The 24356-nt window shown below is 45.1% G+C and carries 29 protein-coding genes; 18 read left to right on the top strand and 11 right to left on the bottom strand.

The genetic code is table 11. The features are described 5' to 3' along the window. The first annotated feature begins 39 nt into the window (after window positions 1–39). Entirely contained in the window at window positions 40–450 is a 411-nt protein-coding gene (locus tag BJF97_RS30010) for a hypothetical protein (protein WP_040120493.1), read from the top strand. Window positions 451–634: 184 nt separating this feature from the next. Here BJF97_RS30010 and BJF97_RS30005 read toward each other — a convergent pair whose 3' ends face one another. After that, window positions 635–994, bottom strand: a complete 360-nt coding sequence (locus BJF97_RS30005; protein ID WP_004196726.1) for a hypothetical protein — start codon at window positions 992–994, stop codon at window positions 635–637. A gap of 230 nt (window positions 995–1224) precedes the next feature. Between BJF97_RS30005 and BJF97_RS30000 the strand changes: the two genes are divergently transcribed. The 5 genes from BJF97_RS30000 (at window position 1225) to BJF97_RS29980 (ending at window position 4931) form a co-directional block, all read left to right on the top strand. Further along, entirely contained in the window at window positions 1225–1668 is a 444-nt protein-coding gene (locus BJF97_RS30000; protein ID WP_004026468.1) for a hypothetical protein, read from the top strand. Window positions 1669–1921: 253 nt separating this feature from the next. After that, complete coding sequence (locus BJF97_RS29995; RefSeq protein WP_004026466.1) at window positions 1922–2182, top strand: hypothetical protein; 261 nt, start codon at window positions 1922–1924, stop codon at window positions 2180–2182. Between the two features lie 32 nt (window positions 2183–2214). After that, the gene (locus tag BJF97_RS29990; protein ID WP_004196690.1) at window positions 2215–2649 is read left to right on the top strand and encodes a hypothetical protein; all 435 of its coding nucleotides are present in this window, start codon (window positions 2215–2217) and stop codon (window positions 2647–2649) included. Further along, complete coding sequence (dnaC, locus tag BJF97_RS29985; RefSeq protein WP_070083068.1) at window positions 2646–3389, top strand: DNA replication protein DnaC; 744 nt, start codon at window positions 2646–2648, stop codon at window positions 3387–3389. The genes BJF97_RS29990 and dnaC overlap by 4 nt, the downstream gene beginning before the upstream one ends. Window positions 3390–3515: 126 nt before the next feature. Further along, window positions 3516–4931: a DNA cytosine methyltransferase gene (locus BJF97_RS29980; protein WP_004883137.1), complete on the top strand. Its 1416-nt coding sequence runs from the start codon at window positions 3516–3518 to the stop codon at window positions 4929–4931. Between the two features lie 89 nt (window positions 4932–5020). Here BJF97_RS29980 and BJF97_RS29975 read toward each other — a convergent pair whose 3' ends face one another. After that, window positions 5021–6223: a type II restriction endonuclease gene (locus BJF97_RS29975; RefSeq protein ID WP_004883140.1), complete on the bottom strand. Its 1203-nt coding sequence runs from the start codon at window positions 6221–6223 to the stop codon at window positions 5021–5023. Window positions 6224–6802: 579 nt separating this feature from the next. Here BJF97_RS29975 and BJF97_RS29970 point away from each other — a divergent pair. Both BJF97_RS29970 and BJF97_RS29965 read left to right on the top strand, forming a co-directional pair. Then, the gene (locus tag BJF97_RS29970; RefSeq protein WP_004883142.1) at window positions 6803–7051 is read left to right on the top strand and encodes a hypothetical protein; all 249 of its coding nucleotides are present in this window, start codon (window positions 6803–6805) and stop codon (window positions 7049–7051) included. Window positions 7052–7078: 27 nt separating this feature from the next. Further along, window positions 7079–7396, top strand: a complete 318-nt coding sequence (locus BJF97_RS29965; RefSeq protein ID WP_046654932.1) for a DUF3846 domain-containing protein — start codon at window positions 7079–7081, stop codon at window positions 7394–7396. Between the two features lie 120 nt (window positions 7397–7516). On the opposite strand, the gene BJF97_RS29960 is transcribed toward BJF97_RS29965, so the two are convergent. The 8 genes from BJF97_RS29960 to yfaE form a co-directional block, all read right to left on the bottom strand. Continuing rightward, window positions 7517–7795, bottom strand: coding sequence for a hypothetical protein (locus BJF97_RS29960; RefSeq protein ID WP_124737157.1), 279 nt, complete (start codon window positions 7793–7795; stop codon window positions 7517–7519). 44 nt (window positions 7796–7839) lie between these two features. Continuing rightward, entirely contained in the window at window positions 7840–8133 is a 294-nt protein-coding gene (locus BJF97_RS29955; RefSeq protein ID WP_070083067.1) for a hypothetical protein, read from the bottom strand. A 42-nt stretch (window positions 8134–8175) separates the two neighbouring features. Continuing rightward, the gene (locus BJF97_RS29950) at window positions 8176–8850 is read right to left on the bottom strand and encodes a hypothetical protein (protein WP_046654930.1); all 675 of its coding nucleotides are present in this window, start codon (window positions 8848–8850) and stop codon (window positions 8176–8178) included. 158 nt (window positions 8851–9008) lie between these two features. Then, window positions 9009–9317, bottom strand: coding sequence for a hypothetical protein (locus tag BJF97_RS29945; protein ID WP_070083066.1), 309 nt, complete (start codon window positions 9315–9317; stop codon window positions 9009–9011). A gap of 294 nt (window positions 9318–9611) precedes the next feature. Beyond that, window positions 9612–10046 (bottom strand): hypothetical protein, encoded by a 435-nt coding sequence (locus tag BJF97_RS29940; protein WP_077251652.1) that lies wholly within the window; start codon window positions 10044–10046, stop codon window positions 9612–9614. Between the two features lie 228 nt (window positions 10047–10274). Further along, the gene (locus BJF97_RS29935; RefSeq protein ID WP_046654928.1) at window positions 10275–10895 is read right to left on the bottom strand and encodes a hypothetical protein; all 621 of its coding nucleotides are present in this window, start codon (window positions 10893–10895) and stop codon (window positions 10275–10277) included. A gap of 66 nt (window positions 10896–10961) precedes the next feature. Beyond that, window positions 10962–11180, bottom strand: a complete 219-nt coding sequence (locus tag BJF97_RS29930; RefSeq protein WP_004181834.1) for a hypothetical protein — start codon at window positions 11178–11180, stop codon at window positions 10962–10964. Between the two features lie 35 nt (window positions 11181–11215). Further along, window positions 11216–11488 carry a class I ribonucleotide reductase maintenance protein YfaE gene (gene yfaE, locus BJF97_RS33460; protein ID WP_016947059.1) on the bottom strand — a complete coding sequence of 91 codons (273 nt, stop codon included), beginning with the start codon at window positions 11486–11488 and terminating at the stop codon, window positions 11216–11218. A gap of 278 nt (window positions 11489–11766) precedes the next feature. On the opposite strand from yfaE, the gene BJF97_RS29925 reads away from it, so the two are divergent. The 9 genes from BJF97_RS29925 (at window position 11767) to BJF97_RS29890 (ending at window position 20225) form a co-directional block, all read left to right on the top strand. Then, on the top strand, window positions 11767–12078 hold the full coding sequence (locus BJF97_RS29925) for a type II toxin-antitoxin system RelE/ParE family toxin (protein ID WP_004181835.1): 312 nt from the start codon (window positions 11767–11769) through the stop codon (window positions 12076–12078). An 11-nt stretch (window positions 12079–12089) separates the two neighbouring features. Next, window positions 12090–12407 (top strand): hypothetical protein, encoded by a 318-nt coding sequence (locus tag BJF97_RS29920; RefSeq protein ID WP_046654927.1) that lies wholly within the window; start codon window positions 12090–12092, stop codon window positions 12405–12407. Window positions 12408–12436: 29 nt separating this feature from the next. Beyond that, a complete protein-coding gene (locus tag BJF97_RS29915; RefSeq protein ID WP_046654926.1) occupies window positions 12437–12826 on the top strand; it encodes a hypothetical protein in 390 nt (129 codons plus the stop codon). A 130-nt stretch (window positions 12827–12956) separates the two neighbouring features. Further along, on the top strand, window positions 12957–13715 hold the full coding sequence (locus BJF97_RS29910) for a hypothetical protein (RefSeq protein WP_223433953.1): 759 nt from the start codon (window positions 12957–12959) through the stop codon (window positions 13713–13715). A gap of 342 nt (window positions 13716–14057) precedes the next feature. Then, window positions 14058–15302 carry a site-specific DNA-methyltransferase gene (locus BJF97_RS29905; protein WP_046654925.1) on the top strand — a complete coding sequence of 415 codons (1245 nt, stop codon included), beginning with the start codon at window positions 14058–14060 and terminating at the stop codon, window positions 15300–15302. 68 nt (window positions 15303–15370) lie between these two features. Next, window positions 15371–16333 carry a hypothetical protein gene (locus tag BJF97_RS35275; protein ID WP_226650521.1) on the top strand — a complete coding sequence of 321 codons (963 nt, stop codon included), beginning with the start codon at window positions 15371–15373 and terminating at the stop codon, window positions 16331–16333. Window positions 16334–16389: 56 nt separating this feature from the next. Continuing rightward, complete coding sequence (locus tag BJF97_RS29900) at window positions 16390–18750, top strand: hypothetical protein (protein WP_226650520.1); 2361 nt, start codon at window positions 16390–16392, stop codon at window positions 18748–18750. Window positions 18751–18759: 9 nt separating this feature from the next. Next, window positions 18760–19113, top strand: a complete 354-nt coding sequence (locus BJF97_RS29895) for a hypothetical protein (RefSeq protein WP_046654924.1) — start codon at window positions 18760–18762, stop codon at window positions 19111–19113. 320 nt (window positions 19114–19433) lie between these two features. Further along, the gene (locus BJF97_RS29890; protein WP_004026443.1) at window positions 19434–20225 is read left to right on the top strand and encodes a hypothetical protein; all 792 of its coding nucleotides are present in this window, start codon (window positions 19434–19436) and stop codon (window positions 20223–20225) included. A 1252-nt stretch (window positions 20226–21477) separates the two neighbouring features. Here BJF97_RS29890 and BJF97_RS29885 read toward each other — a convergent pair. Continuing rightward, window positions 21478–22482 (bottom strand): IS110-like element IS4321 family transposase, encoded by a 1005-nt coding sequence (locus BJF97_RS29885; RefSeq protein ID WP_001567384.1) that lies wholly within the window; start codon window positions 22480–22482, stop codon window positions 21478–21480. 52 nt (window positions 22483–22534) lie between these two features. Between BJF97_RS29885 and BJF97_RS29880 the strand changes: the two genes are divergently transcribed. Continuing rightward, a complete protein-coding gene (locus BJF97_RS29880; RefSeq protein WP_040210162.1) occupies window positions 22535–23614 on the top strand; it encodes a RepB family plasmid replication initiator protein in 1080 nt (359 codons plus the stop codon). Window positions 23615–24356 lie beyond the last annotated feature (742 nt).

Raw genomic sequence — 24356 nt, 5'->3', positions numbered from 1 at the left:
CTGGCTTAATGCCTCAACATGGTAAAAACGGATAAACGCATGCCATCTCAGCTCCCCCTTGACCCAAAACTTCCGGCCAATTTTGATGACACCCCTAATAGTGAACGAAGCAAAGAACAGCTAGATGAATGGTGGGATCATCCTTATGGGATCACTAAACCAGACGGCTCATTTACTGACAGATGTCTTAACGGTGGAGCGAGGGACCGCTCATCGGTGCTTGGAAAGGTAAGAACTTACGAAGAGGCTTGTGTCCTGGCTCACGACGCCCAGGCAAAATGGGTCAAAACCCGTCTGAAACCTATCTTCATGTACTCTAACGAACCGCCCTTCAGGCTAGTGGTTCAGTCCCAGCGACCAGATTACGAAGAAAGCATCATTGGGGAGTTCAATACTATTGATGAAATTAATTTGTTCTTGTTAAAGCAGCACCCCACCCGAACTACTTGAATTACCTCCGACCATCGACACAAAACTCATTGATCTTGAGACCCTGGCCTGGTATGGGAAAGAGCTTGATCTCGCTGCCTCCAGACTAAAGGCTGAGCTTATGGCCATTTCTGTTTTGCGTGAGGAGGTCAGTATGGCCGTTCGTAGGAAAAAAGGAGACGCCAGTTAGCGGCGGACTGTGGGATTACCGGCGTTTATCAATAGTGTCAACTATCAAGCTTATGTAAGCAGACCTCGAATCTTCACTGTCGGACTGTCTTGCATAGGCTTTTTTTATTGCTCCATCGGAGAGTGGATGCTTCATATTGAGGAATAACATTACCACCAACACATCAATACAGCGGGCGGATGCAAAATACTCATAGATATAATCGTACGTCGTTTTTTTAAAATCGCCCCCCACTGAGCCGAGGTCAATCAGCGCTGCGATTATCTCTCCTGCCTCGCCATTCCTAACAGTTGGCTTCAACTGGCTTAGTTTTCGTTTCAGAGCCTCCTCGCGATCTCGTTGTTGCTGTAGATAATCAGAAAGGCTATTAAACATTCAAACTGGTCCTGTGCATTCTAATCCCACCTATCATACGGACATTCTTAAAATCTTGGAACCAGGGAAAGATACGGTCGGATCTAGACCGGTGGTGGGGGAGTATCGACTTTTACCTTTCGAAAACACATTCGTTTTATAAAAGGGGTTGCTGCGTACCTAAAATAAGGTACAATTTGTTTGAAAGGGAAGGCCACGGAGCCGCCCATTAACTGCCTAAGGAGGCGTTCATGTCAACTATCCCTCAATTAGCTAAGCTGGGTTTTTCCTCAGATGTTGTTCCTGTGATCAATACCCCAGCGCCCAATATGACTCGCGGATTTGAGCGCTTTCATATCAGCTATAACAGTTCATCTGCCGGGTATGGCTGCGATACAACCGCTCTGGTTCTGGATGGCCGTGTGTTTTTCGTACTGAACGGGGACCATGCCTGTGATATGACCAAAGCTGCCGCAGCACGCGGTATCGATGGCTGCATTGACGTCTTCATAGACCGTATCGAGTCGGCTAGTCGACACAGCGAGCATAAAATGGCTATTGGTCTGACAAACGATGAGTTCGGATTGATGCCGACCGCGCTCGCTGTCATCGGAGAAGAGAACATCCTCCGTCTTCTATCTGCTGTGACAGGAAACGTTCAGGACTTTTCAGCGTACGGTATTAATCAGGATTAACCATTCTCAGCCCCTACTGACCCATAACTTTTGAGGCTTGTATGAAACTTGAAGATTTAACAGGTGACGACCGTACTCTGGTTGTAGTCGCTCTCCAGGCTCTTTTCCGGGAGCGAAGTAACTCATATCATGCAGACTGCACCGCCTGCCAGCTTGCAGGCGAGAAACCACCAGCTGAGAATCTTTTTGGCGTGGAGGAAAGTATTTCGGCAATTCGCCGGATGGGAGCTCTCCCGCAGAGATGAAGCCAGATATGAAATCAACCAATGAGAACGAAAACAGACGCGGATTGCTCATCAGTGCAGGTCAGTTGCTGTTTGGTGAGCGCTGGCAAACAGAACTCGCCAGAGCCCTTGGACTGTCGGACGGCAGACGCATCCGTCAGTGGCTTTCTGGTGACAGACCAATACCTGTCGGTATATGGGATGACCTGCGTGAACTACTGGAGGACAGAAGCTCCAAAATGGAGCTGATAGTTAAACAGATTCAAGCCAGTAAGAAAGATAAAATGTAGGTACCTGCAGCTGACCATTAACAGGAGGCATAATGACGCAACAATTTTCTCCTCCGCATGAGGTGGTGGAAATGTCCCGGCGTATTTTTGAAAATTTAATCTCCAGTACTCTTAAGACATCTGATACCACAGGAACCTGCATGTATGGTTCGATTCTGGTTTCCATGCTACTGGAGAAATTTTCTGGGGTCAGGACGCGTATCGCCGGTGGTGATGGTGTTGGTGATGGCGGAATTGTCACCCCTGAAGGCATGAAAGGGCATTACTGGGTTGTCGCTAACGTTCATGGCATGCACTTTATTGTAGATATAACTGCCGATCAGTTCGGTATGGACAGTATCATATACAAAGGTCTTAAGGATGCCCCGGAGTACGTGGAAGGGCACCAGGCTGTAGTAGATGAGCATGTTGCTGATAGTTTTCAGAAGCTTTTTCAAAGCTACTCTTCAGAGGATACCCGGCTATGAGCCCTGTCAAAAATGGCGACATCATGAAACGCCTCAGAAAAATGATGCCCAAGACCGTTGAGCCTGCATTCAATTCACCTGAGGAGTTGTTGCAATGGCAGCGGGAACAGGGACAGCTTCGCTCGGAGGCCCTTGAGCGCGAGAATAGAGCTATGAAAATGCAAAGGACTTTTAACCGGTCAGGGATACGTCCTCTGCATCAGAATTGTTCATTTGATAACTACTTAGTTGAATGTGAGGGACAAATGAAAGCACTCATGCTCGCCCGCCAATATGTAGAAGAATTTGAGGGGAACATCGCCAGTTTTATTTTCTCTGGAAAACCAGGCACTGGCAAAAACCATTTGGCAGCAGCAATCTGTAATGACCTCTTGTTGCGGGGAAAGTCAGTTTTAATCATAACGGTTGCAGACATCATGTCGTCCATGAAAGATACCTTCGGCAACAGGAATACCAGTGAAGAACAACTACTGAACGATCTCAGTAAAGTTGACCTTCTGGTCATTGATGAAATTGGAGTGCAAACAGAATCACGCTATGAAAAAGTTATCATCAACCAGATTGTTGATCGCAGGTCATCATCAAAACACCCTACGGGGATGCTCACTAACAGCAATATGGAAGAGATGAACAAACTTGTAGGTGAGCGCGTGATGGACCGCATGCGTCTCGGAAACAGCCTATGGGTAGTGTTTAACTGGGAAAGCTACCGACATCGTGTTTCTGGAAAAGAATACTGAATCGACTGGAAAAACAATGAGAGTGCTGCCTGGCAGAGCACGTTATACTGGTTAAAATCACAGATATTATTTGCGCTGGGTTAAATGAGTGATAGAATATCACGCATATAACCTGTGGAGGCAATAATGTCTGAATTTGATTCCCTTGCGGAAGAGCTGGTGGAAGAGGCACGTAATGAAGAGGCCAGACAACAGCAAAGGGACCTGTCCCTGATAGGGAAAGTCCTTGAAATCTATGATCAGAAGTTTGTTGCCGAACTTTTGCGTAAGCTGGGAAATTCAGACTGGACCAGGGAGACCCTGAACCGCTGGATTAACGGGAAATGTGGGCCACGTTCACTTACCGTAACTGAGGCATCGCTTCTTGAAAGACTGCTCCCGCAGCCGCCAGCAAACCATCCCAATTATGCTTTTCGCTTCATCGATCTCTTCGCCGGTATCGGCGGTATCCGTCATGGGTTTGAAGCCATTGGCGGCCAGTGTGTTTTCACAAGTGAATGGAACAGCTATTCAGTCAAAACTTATAAAGCAAACTGGTACTGCGATCCCGAAGCGCATATCTTCAATTCGGACATCCGCGATGTGACACTCAGTCATAAGGAAGATGTCAGCGAAGAAGATGCCTACGCCCATATCGATAAATCGATACCCGATCATGATGTTCTGCTGGCTGGTTTCCCGTGTCAGCCCTTTAGCCTTGCAGGTGTGAGCAAAAAAAACTCACTTGGCCGTAAACACGGTTTTGAATGTGACACCCAGGGGACCCTATTCTTTGATGTGGCTCGTATCATCATGGCAAAAAAACCGGCCATCTTTGTACTCGAGAACGTCAAGAACCTCAAAAGCCATGATAAAGGGAAAACTTTCCGTGTCATTATGGATACCCTGAATGAGCTCGGTTACGACGTTGCTGATGCTGAAGCTACAGGTGCGGATGATCCAAAAGTTATAGATGGTAAGCATTTCATCCCTCAGCACCGGGAGCGTATTGTTCTGGTGGGCTTCAGACGTGACCTGAATTTAAGTCAGGGATTTAGCCTTGCTGACATTTCTTCGCTGTTTCCTGAAAGAAAAGTGCTGTTCAGAGAACTCCTTGACAGTGATGTTGATGATAAATACACACTAACGCCAAAGCTGTGGGATTATCTCTATAAATACGCCAAAAAACACCAAGAGAAAGGTAATGGCTTTGGCTTTGGCCTGGTTAAACCAGACGATGATAAAGCTATTTCCAGAACAATATCAGCAAGGTATCACAAAGATGGCAGTGAATCGCTTGTTGATCGTGGTTGGGATAGCGAACTCGGTGAAAAAAACTTTAATGACCCTGATAACATGGCCAGACGTCCTCGGCGTCTAACACCGCGTGAGTGTGCCCGGCTAATGGGATTTGAGCAGCCAGGGAAAGTAACTTTTCGAATCCCAGTATCCGATACTCAGGCTTACCGCCAGTTCGGAAATTCCGTCATCGTGCCGGTATTTGATGCGGTAGCGAAATTGCTGGAGTCACGGATCATCGAGGCTGTAAAGTCTCGGAAATAGTACACTAAAAGAGCCCTGAGGGGCTCTTCATTTATCTGTGCAGGTATTGTTCTGTGCGAATAAAACATTCAATGATATTAGGGAAGACGTCAAGAATAGAGTTCCTTAATTTCATTGATAAACGCAGACAAAGACATTAACTCTCCTCTAATTTCCTCGGGAAAGGCCTTATGTAACCCTTCCGGTACAACGAGTCGTATGCCCTCAGCCTGCATTTCCCTGAACTGGGCGACAGATACGCCCTGCTGTAGGGTGAACAGGTGTACTGTATCTATTCTGTTAGCCTCATTCAGTACCTGCCGCCAGCGGTCCTTACAGGTTGTTTTTACCCCCAACATGCGTAACCGTTCTGCCGGGTAGTCAGGATCGCGATAGGCAGCACCGGAAGGGAAGATGAAATCGGGTTTTTTCTTACCTTCTGTGGTGGCCTGCGTTTCGAAGCTCGTTGCGCCGTGTTCGGTGAAAAGGGACTCAAGATGTAGCTCAAGGCTTTTCCCGGCACGAGACTTCCTTCGGTTACTCACCGAGTTAGCAAGCGTAATAAAATCATTCACAGTTGCAAAACCTTTGGCTATCTGCCCCAACACGTGCAGTTCCTCAACGGCAAGGAAAATTTCAAACTCAATTTTTCTTCTTCGCGTCAGTTGAGTATCCGGATCGCTTGTCTTTTTATCGTAATGGCATGCAGCAAAACCAATAATTTCCCTGCCTGAAGGGAAATAGTGATTCCATTCCGGTGGTAACTTATACTTTGTTCTTCCTGGAGGGGTCTCTGTAACGAACCCTCCAATTATTTTGTCTCCAGGGCCAAATATTGTTGCTCCCGGGATAACTTCACCAATTATTGGTTCAAGAATCTCTTCCTCGCTCAGGTCTTTGCACACCCAGACATCACAATAACTGGAAGATGTTCCTGGCATATGATCGAAGGCGAGAAGTGCCAGAGCGCCGGTATTCTCCGGATTCTGGAGAGGATTTTGTTTACCAAAACCCGTCAGACGCTTTTCATCACGGGTGCCGCCGAAAAATTTATTGTTGTAGTAAATGGCCCTTACATCATTTAGGTCAGGACAATCAGGATGAGATGACACATGAACGGAAAAAAGAGCTTCGGGATTTCTTAACTGAGTATCACGGAGGGAGGGGAACAGCTCATCAATGACGGCTCCCGGCATGTAAAGACCAGACTGGTGGGATTTTGTAGCGCCGGTATCGTTAGCGGATAAGCGCTTAACGAATACCCAAACATTCGCAGAACACTTTGTTTGCAACCACTCCGCCAGAAGACTCATTCAAACCACTCCACCATAAACACTCACTGTTTATGAGCGATGTTACGGATCCTGAGGTAAGAAGCAAGTCTAAAGAGACTGAGCAAGACAGCAGGGAAGGAATTTTTACCTATGAATTCACTTTTATGATCAGAAGGTTATGCATAAAAACATTCAAACACCATTACTGAATGATTTATTTAATCACTAGTTATCTGAAGAAATGTTATCACTATCTTAACATTACATACATAAATTAATTTACATCTGAAAATGATAATGAAATTAAAAACAGACAACATTGTGTAATTTCCTTCTTATAATTTTCCACTGTTTATGAGATGTGTCCCCCTCTTTAATCCAAAATTAGCCGCCTAAAGAAATTTAAGGGATTGACGAAGCGACTTTAAATGCAAGAATAGATATGCACGTTGTTCTTAGTAATGAAAGATACATAGGAAAGAGCTGTGTTTTCGTTCTTAAAGGTCAACATAGTGCGTACAAAATATGTTTTATTACAATCAAAATGCGGGATTTCATTGACTAAACATTTATATGTGGAAAAATAGATTCATCCCGTATCACTCAAAAAGGTAACATATGATAATCCGTGACAAGATTACCGCAGAATTGAATTACCAGGCATCTGTAGAAGGAGAGACGGGTAATATAAAAATGTGTCGTATTATTCTGGGGGCTGTGAACAACATGGTTGTTTACAATACAATGGTAAAGGTAAAGAAAGCACCAGGTTCTGACTCAAAAACCGACGATGAGCAGTATTTCCACTATGTAAAGCCCTGGGTGGTTCCGTTCATTGAAAAAATGCATGCAGTCAATGACAAATGAATGCAGCATAACTGAAAGGAACAACTCATGGCATTACTGATATCAGCAGACGATCGCATTACAAGGCTATGCCCTCTGGACATGGAAGGTAGCCGTGATAATGACGGTGCATTCTCGCTTGCAGATATGCAACAACTGGTCGGTGGTTACATTGAAGCTGTGAAGCTCAACCCTGTAATCGTTCATGAAAACATTCGATATTGTTGGTTGATTATTAATGAAGAAGGAAAGTTTCTATCATTACCAGTAAATAAAAATGCAACTCTTCTGGTTAAAAGCGTTATCAGCCCTGGCGACTATATAGTCGGAAATGCGTTGATGCTCGAAGAAACCGAATTTCAATAGCGTAACACCATGGCTTTGAATGTTTTTTTATGAAGTTTTGGTCTTTATATTAGCCTGTCATTGACAGGCTTTTTTATAAAAATCATGGTGTTGGGATTTAATCCAAGTGCAAGCAGAAAGTTACTTTCTTTTTGACATTCCTGAGGAAATATTTAGAGCTAATATATCAGGTTTAACATTAACCAGTTGCAATAAACATTCTCTATGGCCATATGTGCCACCTCCGGATTTATCGATATAGACTTCACCATTAGCTCTCTTTCTTTCCCTTCCGTAACGTGCTGCGTATGCTTCTGGCATATTTTTTGAGCAAATCTCGCAAGGCCCCAGGTAGTCACTACTCCGACCCGTTGCTCTGGTGACTTTAACCATACGACCTGTCGGTTCATTTTGAATCATTACAATCCCCTCCATCTAATCTAAATGAAATATAGGATTCGTGCCTACCCATTAAAATAGTTAAAAATTAGCAAGCCAAAAACACCAAATACACTAAAATAGAACGTAGCAACAATGATTCTGGCAGGCACGGTAGGTGTCATCCTTGCATTAAATGCGCAGATGAAAAGCGCAATGGTTGCAACAGTTTTTATAATGTAACCTGGAAAAACATTGCTTTCGCCTATAATCTTGCCGACCTGTGAGCTTAACAGGCAAAAAGCGAGAATAACAAGCGGGCTCAACCATTTTTGATTTCGACTAAAGTAAGAATCACTTTTTGTGGTTTTCATGCTCATATATTTTGTCCTTTTATTGAATAGAACTCTGCTGATATCATTTTATTTTCTGTTAGAAAGTTTCTTTTTGCGAGTCATGCATGCGATAAAAACAATCAGACCAACCACACAAAATGTGAGGAAGAATGCTCGCCATTGGCTCATGAGGTCATCCATTGCTTGAGATTCGTTTATCGCCGTCGTTCTATGAAGATCGTTGTTCTCAATGGCGACTTTTTGCTTTTGAGCGTCTGCACCCAAATCTTCTACCATTAACTCAATCATGTCATTTTTTGTTGATTTTAAAACATTTGCTTCGGCAGTTATATTTTTAGAGATGACCGCATCATGGCTTTGTTTTTGGCTTTCAAGTATAGAGATCAGACGCTGAATGCTAGAATTCAACTCTTCGCTGGATGAGTTGTTTTTATTCAATGATGAGATCAGTTGATCGATTTTTTCTTGTTCAAGTTTGTTCTTCAGCTGCATGAATATTTTATTGGTCAGTTCCTCCTGACTTTGATTAAGCACGTTGTGCTCAGATATTTTTGCAGAAGTAGTGTTTCTTTCATTAATCAGATCAGTTAAGTGGTTCAACCCCGGTAAATCGCTAGACTCAAATTTATCATTGGCTGGTTCATCAATACTGCTGGCAAAGCTACCAGGGCTCATGAATGCAGTCAGAAGAATGACTGGCAGGGATGTCCGAAAGAAGGAAGAAAATTTCGAGGATTTCATAAAAATAGCCTGAGTAGTAGAGAAAGTGGTCTATCTATCGTACAGGCCAGTTAAGTTACTTTTCTGACTTAAATGCTCATAAACAAGGTTTAAATATTTTTTTTTGCAAACGGAAAACCAGAGGTATGCCCCAGGGACATAGAGGGGCACAAATCTGCTCAGCATCCCATCATCCGTTCCATTTTTTCCATTTGGCTCAGCCCATCCAGTTCACGCTGTTCACGCCGTCTTTCCACTAACGCTCTTTTTTCGCCGAAAGACATCTCGCGGATATTTGGAACTTTCACTTTCCCGCTGCCTTTACAGGTAGTGCAAAGGACATCATAGGCACCGTTAACGATCCTTTGCCGTTCCTCTGGCTCAATATCGTAAAGTTCAGAGTTGGTAAAACCATCTGAAAATGCAGGGTTGTCCATGCTACCGTGGCCATCACAGTGATGGCAAATTGCCCAATAAAAGTTGCCCATAATACCTTCCTCAATCTGCTGTTACACCACTCATCGTATGTTTTTAGCGGCTTATCGGTGGTTACGTCATTACACTTACAATTATATGCCGTAGGAGGAACATATTTTGCAATCACATCTATGTGGTGGCTCATGTTTTTCAAAGCACGTCAATGTATGCAGTCTGAGCGGAGGAATACGGCGAAATACGGTATGACCGCAGCTAAGTCGTAAGACCCAGATCCTGCCTCCTCTTTCTCCAGTTGTGATGTCAATGTGTACAACATGCCTCCAGACCTTTTTCATTTTGGTTTCTTATCCAGGCTTTTTGCTGTTTTTATCAAAGGGAGGATCAATTACCATATCCGCAGCTTTGTCCCACTCACTTGGGGTCACTGCTCCCGTCAGGTACGCAATCCTCATACCTATTGTAGGTCTGCCCGCTTTCATGAGATACGCCGCTGCACCTGCACACATAGCATCTTTCGTTGAAGGGGTGTACAAGCCATCTTCAAATTGCCCGCCAGCAATAGAATGTACAATTTTATGGCAGTAAAAGGTTGTGTGATCATCTTTTAGCAGGGTATCGATAATGGACGATAGACGACCAGGGCTCAGATGGATGGCCCCTTCTTTCCTGAAAGGGCAGTTAGCACAGGGCATCTTTAACCGAAACATATCTTTGATGCGGAAATGCCCCCCAGCACCCAAGGTTGTTGGTTCGATACTGCCTGTTTTATCTTTTTGCATACTTGCACCAACCGTGATAAACGAAAATTGCTTGTGATTGCAGTCAGCGATCTGAGCACCGTTCCTCTTTTCTCTCTTCTGAATCGTCCCAGCAGTGTTCTGATATCGCTCTAGTGACAGCAACTGAGTTGTCTTCAGCTAAAACATGATAATCAGCAAACCTAAAGTTATCACACAGTATTACTGTGTAATGCTTCATTTTTGATCCTCAGATCTGAGATCTGCAACCTAAACAAGATGGGGGTGTGTTATGTCGTAAAACTGTCCATAAGTTAGTTTCTTGAAGTTTGGGGGGATGATAACTGGTTTATTATACCCATCATTCCTGTTAGGTATGGCGAAAGCTAATGCATCCTGCCTTCCAGGGATTGTACCACCGTAAGTTGTCAGGATAGCTGTAGCGAAAGGGCGATTGGCTACTGGTCCACCGTGGGCGCTGTGCATGATGCCAAAATGATTAATTATGTATGAAGACCAGCATGGGAAAGGACCGAGTTTGTTATTAACATTTTTAATAATTACATCGAGTTTTTTGTTGAATTCCCGCCCATCCGATGTATTTCCTTTCCCCCGGGCTACAATCACCGGTACCTTATCCATATAGCTTCGTCTTTTAATCGTGATTTCGCACGGGAATTTGTGATCTGCTTTCCAGACGAATGACTGTATTTTATCCCCCTTATCACCAAAACTCTGGGAGTCGACCCAACCTACGGCTTCAACGAGTGTCATGGCTTCTTTAATTAATTCTGACCGCTTCTGTGAAATCGGCTCGAAGGACTCAATTAGAGCCTGAACCTCTGGCCCTTCCACAATATAGTAATCATAAAACTTCACATGGTCGGACATTGTGCTTTCCTTTTAATATTATTGGTTTGGGTGCCATCAAAGAAAGTTACTTTCCGTGCGTCTAGTCTAGAGGCCTAGTACCTCTTTCATTTGCTTTTGCGTTCTGATGGCTTTTGCCAGCGTTAGATCAACATCTCCCCTGTATCCCGTACCATCAGGTAAAATAACCAGACGCACCATTTTTCTGTTAGGTTTACAAATCTCTATCCTGTCTCCTTTGCGAAATACAGAGTATCCTTTTTTACTTGCCTCAGAGACTAATTTTTCAATGCCTTTACTTGCCATAAGTTAGCCTTACTCGGATTGAATCAGTATTAAAATTAAATATACAGTACCAGGAGGCCACAAGGACGACAACAGCAAGGCAAAATTTCATCCTGTCCAACATAAGCCAGCGGGTCATTATCATACTTCACTTCACCCGATTTTTTCTTGAGTCGACATGCACCGCAATAACCAGAACGGCATTGTGATTCCACCTGGATGCCTGCTGATTCCAGTTGTTCCAAGATAGTAGTAACGGCATCTTCGCCAGTTATAACTGCCTCACTCTGTTCGGTAGAAACAATCTGACAATTAAAGTTAGCTGACATAACGCCCCCTTGGTAGTTGGTTCATTATATCACTTCCAGATGCCACCATAACCCCCTTAATTATTTGGCAACAGGAAAAACCCCTTAGTTAATTCACCTCGTCATAAACAGCCAGAAATAACCACTTGGGGTTTCCCTCAAAAAAACAAATTGAAAACACCCCGCCCAAAAACTGCGAATGTTTTTGAAATATCACTCACCTTTTCTCTTCTAAATTTAAAATGACCCCTTGTCGTAGCGTTTTAATATGCAATCATATTCATAACAAAGGAGGAAATATGATTCATTCATTTGAAGAAAAAAATCTTGAGAAGTTATTTACGAGCGGGAAATCGCAGTCAGGGCTTCCTACGGATATTACTAACAGTCTTAAAAGAGCCCTTAATGAGTTACACGCTGCGGGAAGCGAAGCCGACCTGATCCGTCTTAAAAGCCGTAACTATGAAAAAATCCACCATACGCGGTTACGCGAACGTGAAAGGGCGGGCGATATGTCCTCTATCCGCGTGTCTTCAAAATACCGCCTGCTGTTTACGTGGGCCAATGGTGGGGCTAATCGGGTCAAACTTACCGCTCATGCCCATGCTTAAGGAATTGTTGAATGCACCATGTAGCAGAGCATCCTGAGGAAGAAATCCGGGCTATCGAGTTATATACATTGTTGGGCCGGGAAGGCGTGCAGGTGCGTCTGAACAGTCTCTCTGTTAAGGCTACATCTCGTTGGGAGCAAGCTCTACCTTTGCCTCCTGATTTTACGGGGACACCATTTGATTTTCTGACGGATGCTGAACGCGAAGAAAGGCATCTTTTGTTAATCGGACAGATGCTCTGCATTGATGAACAGGCAGAGGCCCGCAAGCGTATCAAACAGCGTTTAGCCAGTCGTAGGAAAGGTAGCAGCCAGCAAAATGCTGACTGAACCAGTCAAAGCAAATATATGGGACGACAATGTTAGAGAAAATTTATTACCTTGCCCTTTTTCTGATTGCGATTTGCATTATTCGCGGTTTCGTTTTCGCATGGAGCAGACGCAGTCCATTGGCCCTGACGTTGACCATCGGTGCCCTGGTGATTTGTCTGGCTTTCCATACTCTGGATAACTCCGTAGCAACAGGTATGGATCAGATATTGTCCGGTACAAGGGACTTTACACAGTGTGACTTCATTGACCAGCAATCAGCTGAAATCAGCGGTCGTGGCTATCCGGTCGTTGTCCTAATGTGCGATGACGGTCAACAGGTTGTTAATGCTGACGTTTACTCACGACAGCTGATGCAGAATCAGGATTGCAACACGTTCAGGGGGGTGACAAGTTGTCACTTACTGCCAGAAAAGTAACTTTCGATAAAAATAATTATCCGCTGCGGCATTTGTAGCGGTTATGCGAGGAAGCTTACTTTCAAATCTGATAATCTTTCTGAAGTAAACATGCAGCGAACGAAAAACCTTATTAATCATAGAGAAAACAATGAATTTCAACGACGAGCAGAATAATGCCAGCGACAAACATGCAGATGATCCTGTGCAATCAGGACAGAGCGAACAAAACACAATTAGGATTCTTAAACCAGGATCAAATAACGACCTGATTGACCAACTTCGTGGTGGGCCTCTGGACAAAACATCCGTTAACTATGAATACCACTCACCGGATCCTACTGAAACTGCCCAACGTCTTGCTTTAATTAATTATTTGAGTGCCGGAGAAGAAAAAATGGTGCCTTTTAATCCTGTTAATTTGCTTCAAATTATGTCATCTCACAAGATGGAGACAGATGATGTTGCGCTAATCGCCGGTACCGATTCTGTTGCAGTGGAGTCCTGGTTCCAGGATGGGGTCGCCAGTGAGACAGCACTACACAACATCGCATGTGCGGTCGGGGTATCGACGGAATGGATTCGGGGCTTTGTCTCCGGTAAGGATGAAACCCTTAAGGCAAACAGTGAAGGCCTGACGAAAGAATTGCAGAATCTTCCCCCTGAAGAAATCGCTGTTCTGGCAAAAAGCTTCAGTTTGCGTTTGAAAGAAATCAGCGAACTCGATAACAAGCAGCAGAGCCCAGCCGGGTCGATCGTCTCACTTAATGAGGTTTACAATAGTGATACCGAAGAGCTCCTTGCTATTTATCGGCTAATGCCTGAAACAGAAAGACAAAATCTATATCGTGTTGTTTGTTTAAGACACAAAGAACTATCACGACTTTACGAAAAATTTATTAAATCTTAACAACAGATTTAATAATGCAGTCTGGCTCCGGAAGTGGACATTTGGTTGCAGGTGTCCATTTTTTATTTACACCTGATTGTTTTCAAGGGAGTTCACAATTAGAAATAAACACTGGAACATCACAAGTAATCTCCATTTAAAATACCCCCCCCCCTTAGTCAGGGGCTATGATATTGCAATCAAAGAAAAATGGTTTTCCGGGGGGGTAACCACACTCAAACATTGGATGTTTATTAACTAAATATGTCCTTTCCGTATTATTTTTGATTCTGATGAAATTCGCCCCTGGCATTCAAGATTAAATATGAGATAATGATTACACGAATTTCACAGGGGTATGTTATGTCTCTTCTGAATCTGGATTTAATTGAAGCCATTTACTCTGATGCCGAGCGTGAACTCACCAATGATGAGTTATATAGGGAGGTACAGTCTCGCCTTTCAATTTCAGATAATGATTTCAATAAAAAAGAAAAATTCGGTTTGGCCGGTGTGCCGCATAACAAAATAAAACACCGTATCCGTTGGTTCCAACAGACGCTAAAAGCTATGAACGTCATTGAGCGTATAAGCTCAGGCCGTTCTCTATGGCGCCACTGTCGGAAAAACAAGTCAGGGCTTTCCGAAGTCAGGGAAGGGGCTTGTTTAGTGGCATTCAGTACAGATCTCGGCGTAGCGATTTTAGGAAATTCGACAATGGTGTTACCGGGCAATACCGAGCCGGTTCATCTCTGCCTGACTTCTCCACCTTATCCGCTCAGAAAGCAGCGGGATTATGCTGCAGCCTTCAAAAACGACTGTGACTATATTGATTTCATCGTAGAAGCCATTCGGCCAATTGCCCACCAGCTGGTTGACGGTGGTTCTGTCGTGCTGAATATCGGACAGGATATTTTTAATCCGGGGCGGCCTTCTCGTTCCCTCTATCCTGAGCGCCTGTTACTGGCCTTGTGTGAAAAGCTTGACCTCTACCTGATGGACCGGGTGCCATGGGTTAATATGAGCAAACCACCCTCACCGACATATTGGGCCTGCCGTAAGAAAGTTCAGCTGCTGGCCGGTCATGAAATGATTTTCTGGCTGACCAATAATCCTGATGCTGTCCGCTCCTGTAACCAGCGCGTTTTGCAGCCCCACACTGAGAGCCACAGCGCGTTGGTTGCCAGAGGCGGAGAGAACCGTACGACCATCTACGGTGACGGTGCCCATGTCGTGAAACCAGGGGCCTTTTCTCAATCCACTGACGGGGCTATTCCCAAAAATGTAATAATCCGAGGCCATGCATGTGCTGACACTCGCCGGTTTCATCAGGAGGCTAAACGCTTAGGGCTTCCTGCTCATGGGGCGATGTTCCCTACGGCCATCCCCGATTTTTTCATACGGTTCCTGACGGAGGAAAACGAGCTTGTTGTTGATCCTTTTGCCGGTTCTCTCAAGACAGGCTTGGCCGCCGAGCGGCTCAACCGCAGATGGATGTGTTTTGATAGTATTCTGGAATGGTTACGAATTTCAGCCACCGGCTTTTTTTCTGACTTCCCGGGATTTGAGATGAACCCGATTATTGATAACGGTGAGTTGTTCGAGTAAGCGGCCGTTACGAATAAACATTATTCACTCTGTCTTTTGCGGAGTGAACGATCACAGGAGATGGCGATATGCCTGACATTATCCCGCACCAACAACAGCCGGAACGTCTTCATAAATTTCACTCCCTCAAGGGAGGGCAATACTGGCGCGCAAAAAACGATATTCCTGAGCAATGTATTGAACAGGATGAAGTGTTGCTGATTGAGTCGCTCCGCTGGGTTGATAATGCACTCCATACTGTGATCCTCCGCACCCATCCGTCAAAATACGGCAAAGACTTTGTTTTCAAATTTACCGATGCTGCTGGCCGTAGCTGCCGCACCACGAAATCGTTTAAAGAGCATCGATTTCTGTTTAATGACTTTCTGGATAAATTTGAATTTGCAGATGATGGGCAGGATATCCGGAGTCAGGAACTGCTTGCAGCTCAAAACCGGGTTAGCCAGCTGACTCAGCAAATGACCGAAACCATGTCTGATCCTGAAGCACTGCGTACGGAACTCCTCGGCAGGGTTGAAGCAAAGAAAGCCAGTTCATCGACGCCAGGCGATGACAAAAAGCAACTTCCTATGGTTATGGAGCTGTCTTCATCAACTGAGATAGCGTCTCTTGGCACAGCTCTGTCATCAGGTATCGATGAAGCCAAAATAGCACAGCTCCAGCAGGCTGTTGAGTTCAGACATGAAATCGCACAGGCGCAAATCGACTGGATTAAAGAAAAGAATAATGCGATTTCGAGAGCCGTCATGGCTATTACTCCCTATCTGGAAGAGTCGGCTGCCGCCCAGCTTGCCATTGCCGAAGAAAGTCGCGAAACGCTGAATAAACTGATGGACGGTATAAAGTCCCTTGACCTCTACATCGGGAAAGATGTGGTGGTGAACACTATCAGGGAGGGTGAATCAGCACCGCCACACATTCCCTTGACGTTCGTACAGCGTAAGCTGGCCGTCGATGAGGAAACGGCTGTTTTTCTCGATATAGGAGAATGGTTTGATTTTGAAAAGTTGCCACTTTTTTCCATGCATTAAACAACCATCCAGGGCTGGTGGAGCAGATCTTCCCGTCACGGCGCTGCGTGGTATGTATGACCACTACCCGTCGCTATATTGATTATCAGGACCGTTGGGCTAACTGGGAGCTCAATGCAAAAAACCAGACGGTCTTTCTGATGGTTCGGGACGGCGAACGGCTGTTCCAGGTTTACTCTGGAGTAGAGTCTCACCTCGGCGCTCATACACTTTTTCCAACCACCGATGAACAGGGAAATATCTTTCGAGGCATTGACGGTTCGCAGGTTACGTTCAATGACGTGTCATACACTGACAAGCTTAAAGCGCATGAGATGGTTGCTCTGCATTATTACCGGTTTCTTATCCTGTGCTGCGGGCTCGACCACCGGCTTAAGCTGTTTGGCGAGTTCTACGACCCTCAGGACCGCTTAAGTTTCGTCTCTATGGCGTTCCAGGAGAAGTATTGTCGATTCATTTATGATCATGATGGTACTGGCCTTCTGGACGATCCTGATGCGAAAGTGCGCCCCTCTATTGAGGAGTATATAACCCAGGCCAATAGCCATTTGCGCTCAGGTTCAAGGGTGTTCTGCGAGTGGAGAGCTGTTTGTACACCAAATACCGCGCCGGGCGTTGTGAAAGTCGATACTGGTACCAGTTACCGATCCTATTATTTTACCGCCGATTTCATCAATGATGAGGGAATGGCGGTGGCCTTTACCCGCAACAATGAGATTTGCGTGGAGGTTCCGGTCAAAAAAGATATCTACCGTCGCACCCGGGCTAATGATGTACGTGAATTTAATGCGAAAGTATCCCTCACTAATTTTCAGCGTGATCCGTGGGATGACGCCTGCAGCGTGGGATTCCTCTGTCTGGACGCGGTTAAAGCCGATGATCTGGATTATTACATCCACAGCCGTTCCAGCCGTAAAAATTTTATGTACTACATAAAGCTCTTCAAACGCCTTTCAGCTGTCCTGAGAGCGGAAGAAGAGCAGGAGAAGCCCTATCGGCAAAAGCTCATCAGAGCGCTGGTGGATGGCAACATAGGCACTAAAACTAATCGTGCTGAAATCGTCGACAAGACAGTCATCACCTGGCGGGCGGACAAAAAAGGTCAGCCGCTTAGTGAAGGAATTGACAACGAGAAAAGCTGGAAAGCATTACTTGGCATGATGGACCTGATCGCCTGGCGCGGTTTGAGCCATAGAGAGGCTGCAGTGGAGATGGCCATCTCCCGGGGTAGCAAACCGTTACGTCTTATAGTCACGACAAATGCCAGACTGGCTCTGTATGTTACCCCTACAGCCGAGGAACGTGACGATCGCGTGGAAAAACATAAGTGGGCCATGCTGCTGACCTTTAAAATGTCAGCAAAAGGGCTGACTCTTGATTCCAGCAAACCTGCGTTGCTAAGCAAAAATAGTGTTTGCGAAACAACCCTCTATGAATGGCCGGAGGCCAATGAGTGGAAAGGGTTGAAATCAGTGTTCTCCAGCTTTCACGAAAAGCAAAGAGCGTTTGAATATATTGAGACAGGCAAAGAGGACCTCCGAAAACTGTCTCCGGCTAACCCCTCAGAATTTGAGGCTGGGGTACGTGAATGGATGACGGCCTACTGCGAAATGAATGATTACCGCAAAACCGGGGGCCAGGTGCAGCAGCCGAGATTGATGATACCGGTAGGCATCTACATTAACCGGGGAGACTGGCAGTATATCTACGTCACAACAGAAAGTGAGGCCGCTGGGTATTTTTATCACAACAGCAGCGAACGCCTGAAAAAGGAACTTTATCAGGAATATGTTTCACGCTTTGCTCACCCGGAAGGAAAGCTCGAAAGGCTTGAAACTAGGGGGAACAGGCTGGCATTGGGCATGACGAACAGAACTCCCGACATCGGCATGTTCTGTGCAGATCGCAATGTTGAAATGGATAGCGTGAATTATGGACCTTTATCTTACAGCGCCTACAGCCAGCTTCAGCGAATTGAAAACCGATTGTTTTTTGTCCTCGCTGAAGCGGAACGCGGGTTACATCGCAGGATTTATATTGCCGATAACCTTAAAAGCGATAATGGTGAGTTTATCATAGATAAACTCCTTGGTTCTTCACATCTACAGGTGCAGTCTGCCGTTGATGTATTCGAAGTCATTCTACCTAAGTCGTTGTCAGAAGGGCCGCTGCCGGTAATCAAATCGAGTGGTGAAATCTACCGTATTCACCACTGGTTTGATATCTGTCCAAAAGGCGCTGACCCTAACGTTTCATTGAGCAATATCGAGGCACCTGTAAGTCAAGTTACCAGACACAGTTTCGATAGCAGGGAGGCGGCAATTATGCATATACTCATGCAGAAGGATACCGTTAGGAAAAATATCTCCGAAGACAGATTCAACACGCCAGAAGGCGTTGTCGAAAGGTGGTATTAGGGGAGTTTTATGTTTAGCAAGTTCTTTGTTTTGACCAGTATTGTTGTTTGGATTATGCCGGTGATGACTATCGCTGGCGCAATTTTCCGTAAGGACCTGTTAACCCGAAAAGAATGGATTTTTCTCGTTTTCTTTAGCATTGTCGGTGCATCCTACGTTTCTTATTCCAGCTGGCAGGACAGGAACATAGGCCTGGTGCCAATAGGGAAAGAATATTTATCTTGCCAGTTAAAATCGCGTAATGAACCCGACCCCGAAACTTTCAGGACTGTGACCCTTGATTGTGGCGGAGAAGAAAAAGTGGCTAAAGAGGAATTGTATGATGCAGCTGTAAAAGCCGCCATAAAATACGGTTACGAGTAAATCATCAAGAACCACTTTTCTCCATTTTACCCCTCTGCAATTTAGTATTTCGTTCTATCCACCAGCACAGGCCCACGGTCCCGGTAAACCCGGAACCGGGACCTGTGCCGTGAGACCACTTTAGACGGGTCACATCACTTCAAAGGGAAGCTGTCGCCGTCTCAGTCACCCGGTCTCAAAATTTTTACAGGCATTCAGCCTGCAAAAACTTTGAGCTGCGGCTTCCTTCTCCGCCCTTTTTCGTTCTGTTTTCCCCGTCTGCGTTTGTCTCACGGCACAGGTCAGGCCGCACACAATCCTAAATTGCAGGAGAATACGCTATGAATGCTTTTAATAATCTGTTTAACCGTCACTGTCAAAACACTCTGCTGGCTCGCGGATGGCCTGCCGATATGGAACTGAACTATTCATTAGCTTACTGCCAGGGAGATGGTGTGGCATTTTACGGCGTGCTGCATGACAAAGAAATATTGTCCTTACTGGCTGGTCTGGTGAAATATAATCATATCACTGCAAAACTGGCAGAAGAGGTTGCCGAAGTAATCAAAGACAGCGAAACAAAACTCATCCTTGAACGCAACGGTTTTGGGTACCGATATTCTCATGCAAATACCATCCGAGTCCTGTTAGAAAATTACCCGGAAGATATCGGGTATGAAGATCGCTTTTATGACGTTCTGGATAGTATCCAGGGGAGCATTGAGGAGATATGTAGCACGCTTGAAAATGACGGTTATAAAATCCATGAAAATATGAGCCCTTCCTATGCTGGCGACCTTGTTATGTCACGTGCCACAGCTAATTTCGAAATCATTGTAACCGAAAGCGAAGAGGAATTTTGGGACACATCAGATGCCTGGGATGATGAATGTAAAGATTTATACATAGCTGATCTTCTTACCGGGAGATATGAACTGAAGAATCTTGAAATAATCGTGAGGGGAAGAACCACAGGAAAGGTATACGGACAACATTACGCCGAACTGGTTTCAATTAACAAAAATAGTCCGGTGCGACGTTGGTTTGACCGCGATTGGTTAAGGTTAGCATTTGAGGAAGCGCGGGTAAAAATTGAAGATAGCCGTAAGGAACTTACAAACATAAGGTTATAGTTTCTCCAATGAGGGGCTGCAGCAGTGCAGCCCCAACCTTTCAGGTGACCGTCCCAGGAGTAGTACGATTCATGGTCCGGTGGGTTCAGAAAACATTGCCAGATAGCGTTTGCTGTCTTCTGCGCCCCTTGCTGTACGAAATCTAAGGCCCGAACCATAGCTTTCGTAGCTACGTTTATCCTTGAAATAACCATTTTCTAACGACATCAAACCATCCACAAAAGCCCAATTTTTGGATTATCGTCCGGAAGCGAACGTGCTCAGGATCACTCGGATCCTTTTCTGGATCGTTAAGGGTAAAACCTTTCAGTTAGTTCAGCCTGCTAGTTAACTAGCCTCTCAGAGGCCCGTAATCGCTCTCAGAAGCCGTTTCTTAGAAAAATGGTACCTACCTACGTATAATATTTGCGACTAATCCTGGTGTGTTTGACGACCATTCTGCGCTGGATCCGATCATTACCACTGTTCGAGGTACCGAAACTCAACCACCAGCACTACCCTGCAGAGAGGCAACACCCACTGGTTTTGTTCTTATCATACTAATAAATAACGAATTATTAAACTGTGTGACAGTGATCTACGTTGTGTCTTCGGCATATTTGTTGTTGTTTATTCCGATCTGGGATCCGGCTTCGGTAAGAGTTAGGGGTCAAATCCCCTAAAAGGAGACAAATGCTGTGTTTGTAAACGATTTTGTGGGTCCAGCCACTTATCCCCGTTATCCACACCCTATAACCAATAATTGATCCCAATATGATCCTAGATCTAACCCATAAAAACCAAAAGGATCCCCGGCACTGTATCCAATTGAATTATATAAGAAAATCGACACTTTTGATTAACCGTCGTACGTGTTTTTGTTAATGTTCATATGGAGTTTCATTAATACATGAATGATTTTAGTTAACAGTCGTATGCTGGATGATCTACAGTAATGGGATTTAACATTAACGGTCGTATGTTTAGGATAGGAATGACTGTGAACAAGAAAACGGAATCTATGGTCACTCCCGTTTTTGCAACACCGATTTTGACGACAAGTTGGCTTGCTTGAATCTATCCGGCGTCTGAATGGGATTTTATTCCCGCGCCTTGATGAGTTCCGCGCCTGATGAACCTCCAGAAAATATACGGCTTCAATGAGCCTTTCCGTTTTACAGGTTCCTCAACAGGCCGGTGGGCCGTTAGTATCATCAATATCAGTATTCGCAAAACCAGATCAGTAATTCTTTAAACCGGTGTATTTCTGCCGTTATGCTACATAAGTTTGCTGTCGTGCCGTTAGGGCCCAGGCTATTCTGGCCAGCTTGTTTGCCAGAGCACAAGTGACGACAAAGTTGCTTTTCCGGCACAGTAAATCCCTGACCCAATCGGCCAATTTGCCAGACTGGTGTTCCAGTTTTTGTATGAATACCCTGGCACATTGAACCAACAAAGTTCGGATCTTTTTATTACCTCGCTTACTAATTCCCAGCAATGTCGTCCTACCTCCCGTACTGTACTGCCGAGGTACAAGCCCTGTTGCCGCCGCAAAGTCACGGCTGCTGGCGTACTGCTTCCCGTCGCCAATCTCAGTTGAAATAGTACTCGCTGTCAGTGTTCCGACGCAGGGAATGCTCAGCAAGCGCTGTCCAACCTCATCTTCGTCCAACTTTCGTTTCAACTGGGATTCCAAATCTTTAATCTGCTCAACAAGATAGTGATAATGCTGTTGTAATTTCAGCAATAACTGGCTGAGGTAAAGAGGCAAACTATTATCCTCAAGAATGGTACTCAGTCGGCTAATAACGGCAGCTCCTCGGGGAACGCTAATGCCAAATTCCAGCAGAAAAGCATGCATTTGATTGGTTGTTTTTACCTTATCCTGAACCAGGGATTCACGGACACGATGCAGAGCCCGCATTGCCTGCTGAGATTCCGTTCTGGGCTGCACAAAACGCATAGACGGACGCGATGCAGCTTCACAAATAGCTTCGGCGTCGACAAAGTCGTTTTTATTGCTTTTAACGAACGGGCGGACAAATTGTGGTGATATCAGCTTTGGGGAATGCCCCAACCCTTCCAACTTGCGTGCCATAAAGTGAGAACCGCCACAGGCTTCCATTGCGATGGTTGTAGCGGGGCATGTCGCCAAAAATTCGATCAACTTTGGCCGGGTAAATTTTTTACGGTAAACAGCCTTCCCGCGACGATCCTGGCAATGAATATGGAAAGAGTTTTTACCCAGATCGATACCAATGAGCGCAATGTTTTCCATGATAGTTCTCCGAATGAAAGCCTGTCCTCAGCATAGTACCGGGAAGGAGGGAGTGACCATCTCATTAAAAATTAACAATGAAATCAAAGAACAAGCCGCATTCTCATTCAATGTCGTAGGGGGTACGGGTAAAGTTACTAACTTTACCCCTGGTAACAATGGTACCGTTCAACCTGTTGCTTTGTTGAGGCTTGGGGTATTTGTCCCGGCCCCTCCGGGCGTAGCAAAGAAAAACCTCCCAGAGGGTTTGGTTACGATGGATGTGTCCCGCGATTTACAGCATATGCAGATCGCATCCAGTGAAGGCTACAAAGAAATATCGCTATCCAGCCCTCGTCTTGATATGGGGACAGATTTCCGTGTATGGCTTGGTATAGTCCGTTCATTACATGACCATGGCCATTACTCAGGAAGGATTAAGCTTCCTTTTAGCACCTTCCTTAAAAATTGTGGGTTTGACCCCTCGAGGTCGAATAAGCCCATGAAACAACGTATCGATGCTTCGATGATTAAACTGAAAATGGTCACTTTTCAGTTCCGCAATGAAGATTCAACCCTCACGACCGGCCTCATTAACTGGGCACGGTACAACATAAAAACCAATGAGATTGAGATAGAGGGAGATCCCCGGATTCAGGAGCTCTATCAGATTGACTATAAGGTTTATCTTCGCCTTAAGGCTCTTGATAATCTGCAAAGGAAAGAGTCCGCCCAGGCCTTGTATACCTACCTCGCCAGCCTACCTAAAGACCCTGCACCAATCTCAATGAAACGCTTTCGCGACCGTTTACGGCTAACGTCCCCAGTAGCCTCTCAGAACATGATCATTCGCCGTTCGTTGAAGGAGCTTGAGCAAATCGGTTACTTGCAATACAGAGAAGAGAAGATTGGTCGGTCAATAAAGTTCCACATACTTAAACGAAGTCCCTCGCTGGATGCCAAAAAGACCATCCTGGTCCCGGCTGCACATAACCCAGCTGATGACGATGCACTGATACATAAACTTAAAATGCTGAAGGCTGCAGGTTACTCAGAAACTGAGATTGCTGGCGTTCTGGATGCCCTCGATAAGTTGCAGAGGGAAGGAAAACCGGAATCCGAAGTCGAAGATGCCGATTTTGAGGAGCTTTAATTCAGGAAATCAGGCGTACAAAAGAGGGGGATGACTCTCTGGAAGAATAGTCCCTTTATCGAAAAGTAACTTTTATCGCTGTTGCTGCACTTTTAACTACACGTCCATTGTTGCCTCTCTACACGAAAGCACAGTAACTATCTGATACTACAGCAAATAAACTTCATTCAAGACAAGTTCAATCAGAAACATTAACGGTCGTATGTTGTCATTCGTATCCGACCTCTCCAGCTCAAAACATTAACCGTCGTACGTTCCTATGGACGTGCAAAGCCCGCAGATTGTCACTTTAATCTGAAAGAATTAACGGTTGTACGTTCACAGTATCAGGGTAACCCCAGAAAGATAGTGGCGTTTTACATTATAAAACAATAAATTAAGAGAAATTTAAGTAGGTTGACATGGTTAGATAGCTGTTGTGCTCATCCTATGAAAAGTGAAAAGATTAACCGTCGTACGTATCACCATGCATTTTTACAGGGATGCGAACTTACCGTTAGTTGCGATGTTTGTTACCTCGTAAGCCATCGAGTGAGCCCAGATCAACGGGGCCTTATGTTGCATGCTAAGGGTCGATTATCGTAAAGCTACTCTCCGGTTTTACTTTCTGGTCACAACGCAACTTTGAGAAAGTTACTTTTATGCCGGAAAGTGTTCTATGCGTTGTGCGGTTCTGGTTCCAGGACAACGCTTGTACGCTCGTTCGTTCTAAGAGATCGCTTTGCCCAGGTAAATAACCAGG

It is taken from the genome of Klebsiella sp. LTGPAF-6F (genome assembly GCF_001753185.1).
GTDB lineage: Bacteria > Pseudomonadota > Gammaproteobacteria > Enterobacterales > Enterobacteriaceae > Klebsiella > Klebsiella michiganensis.
Note: the sequence above shows the minus strand (reverse complement) of the source record. Positions and strands in the feature narration are given on the sequence as shown.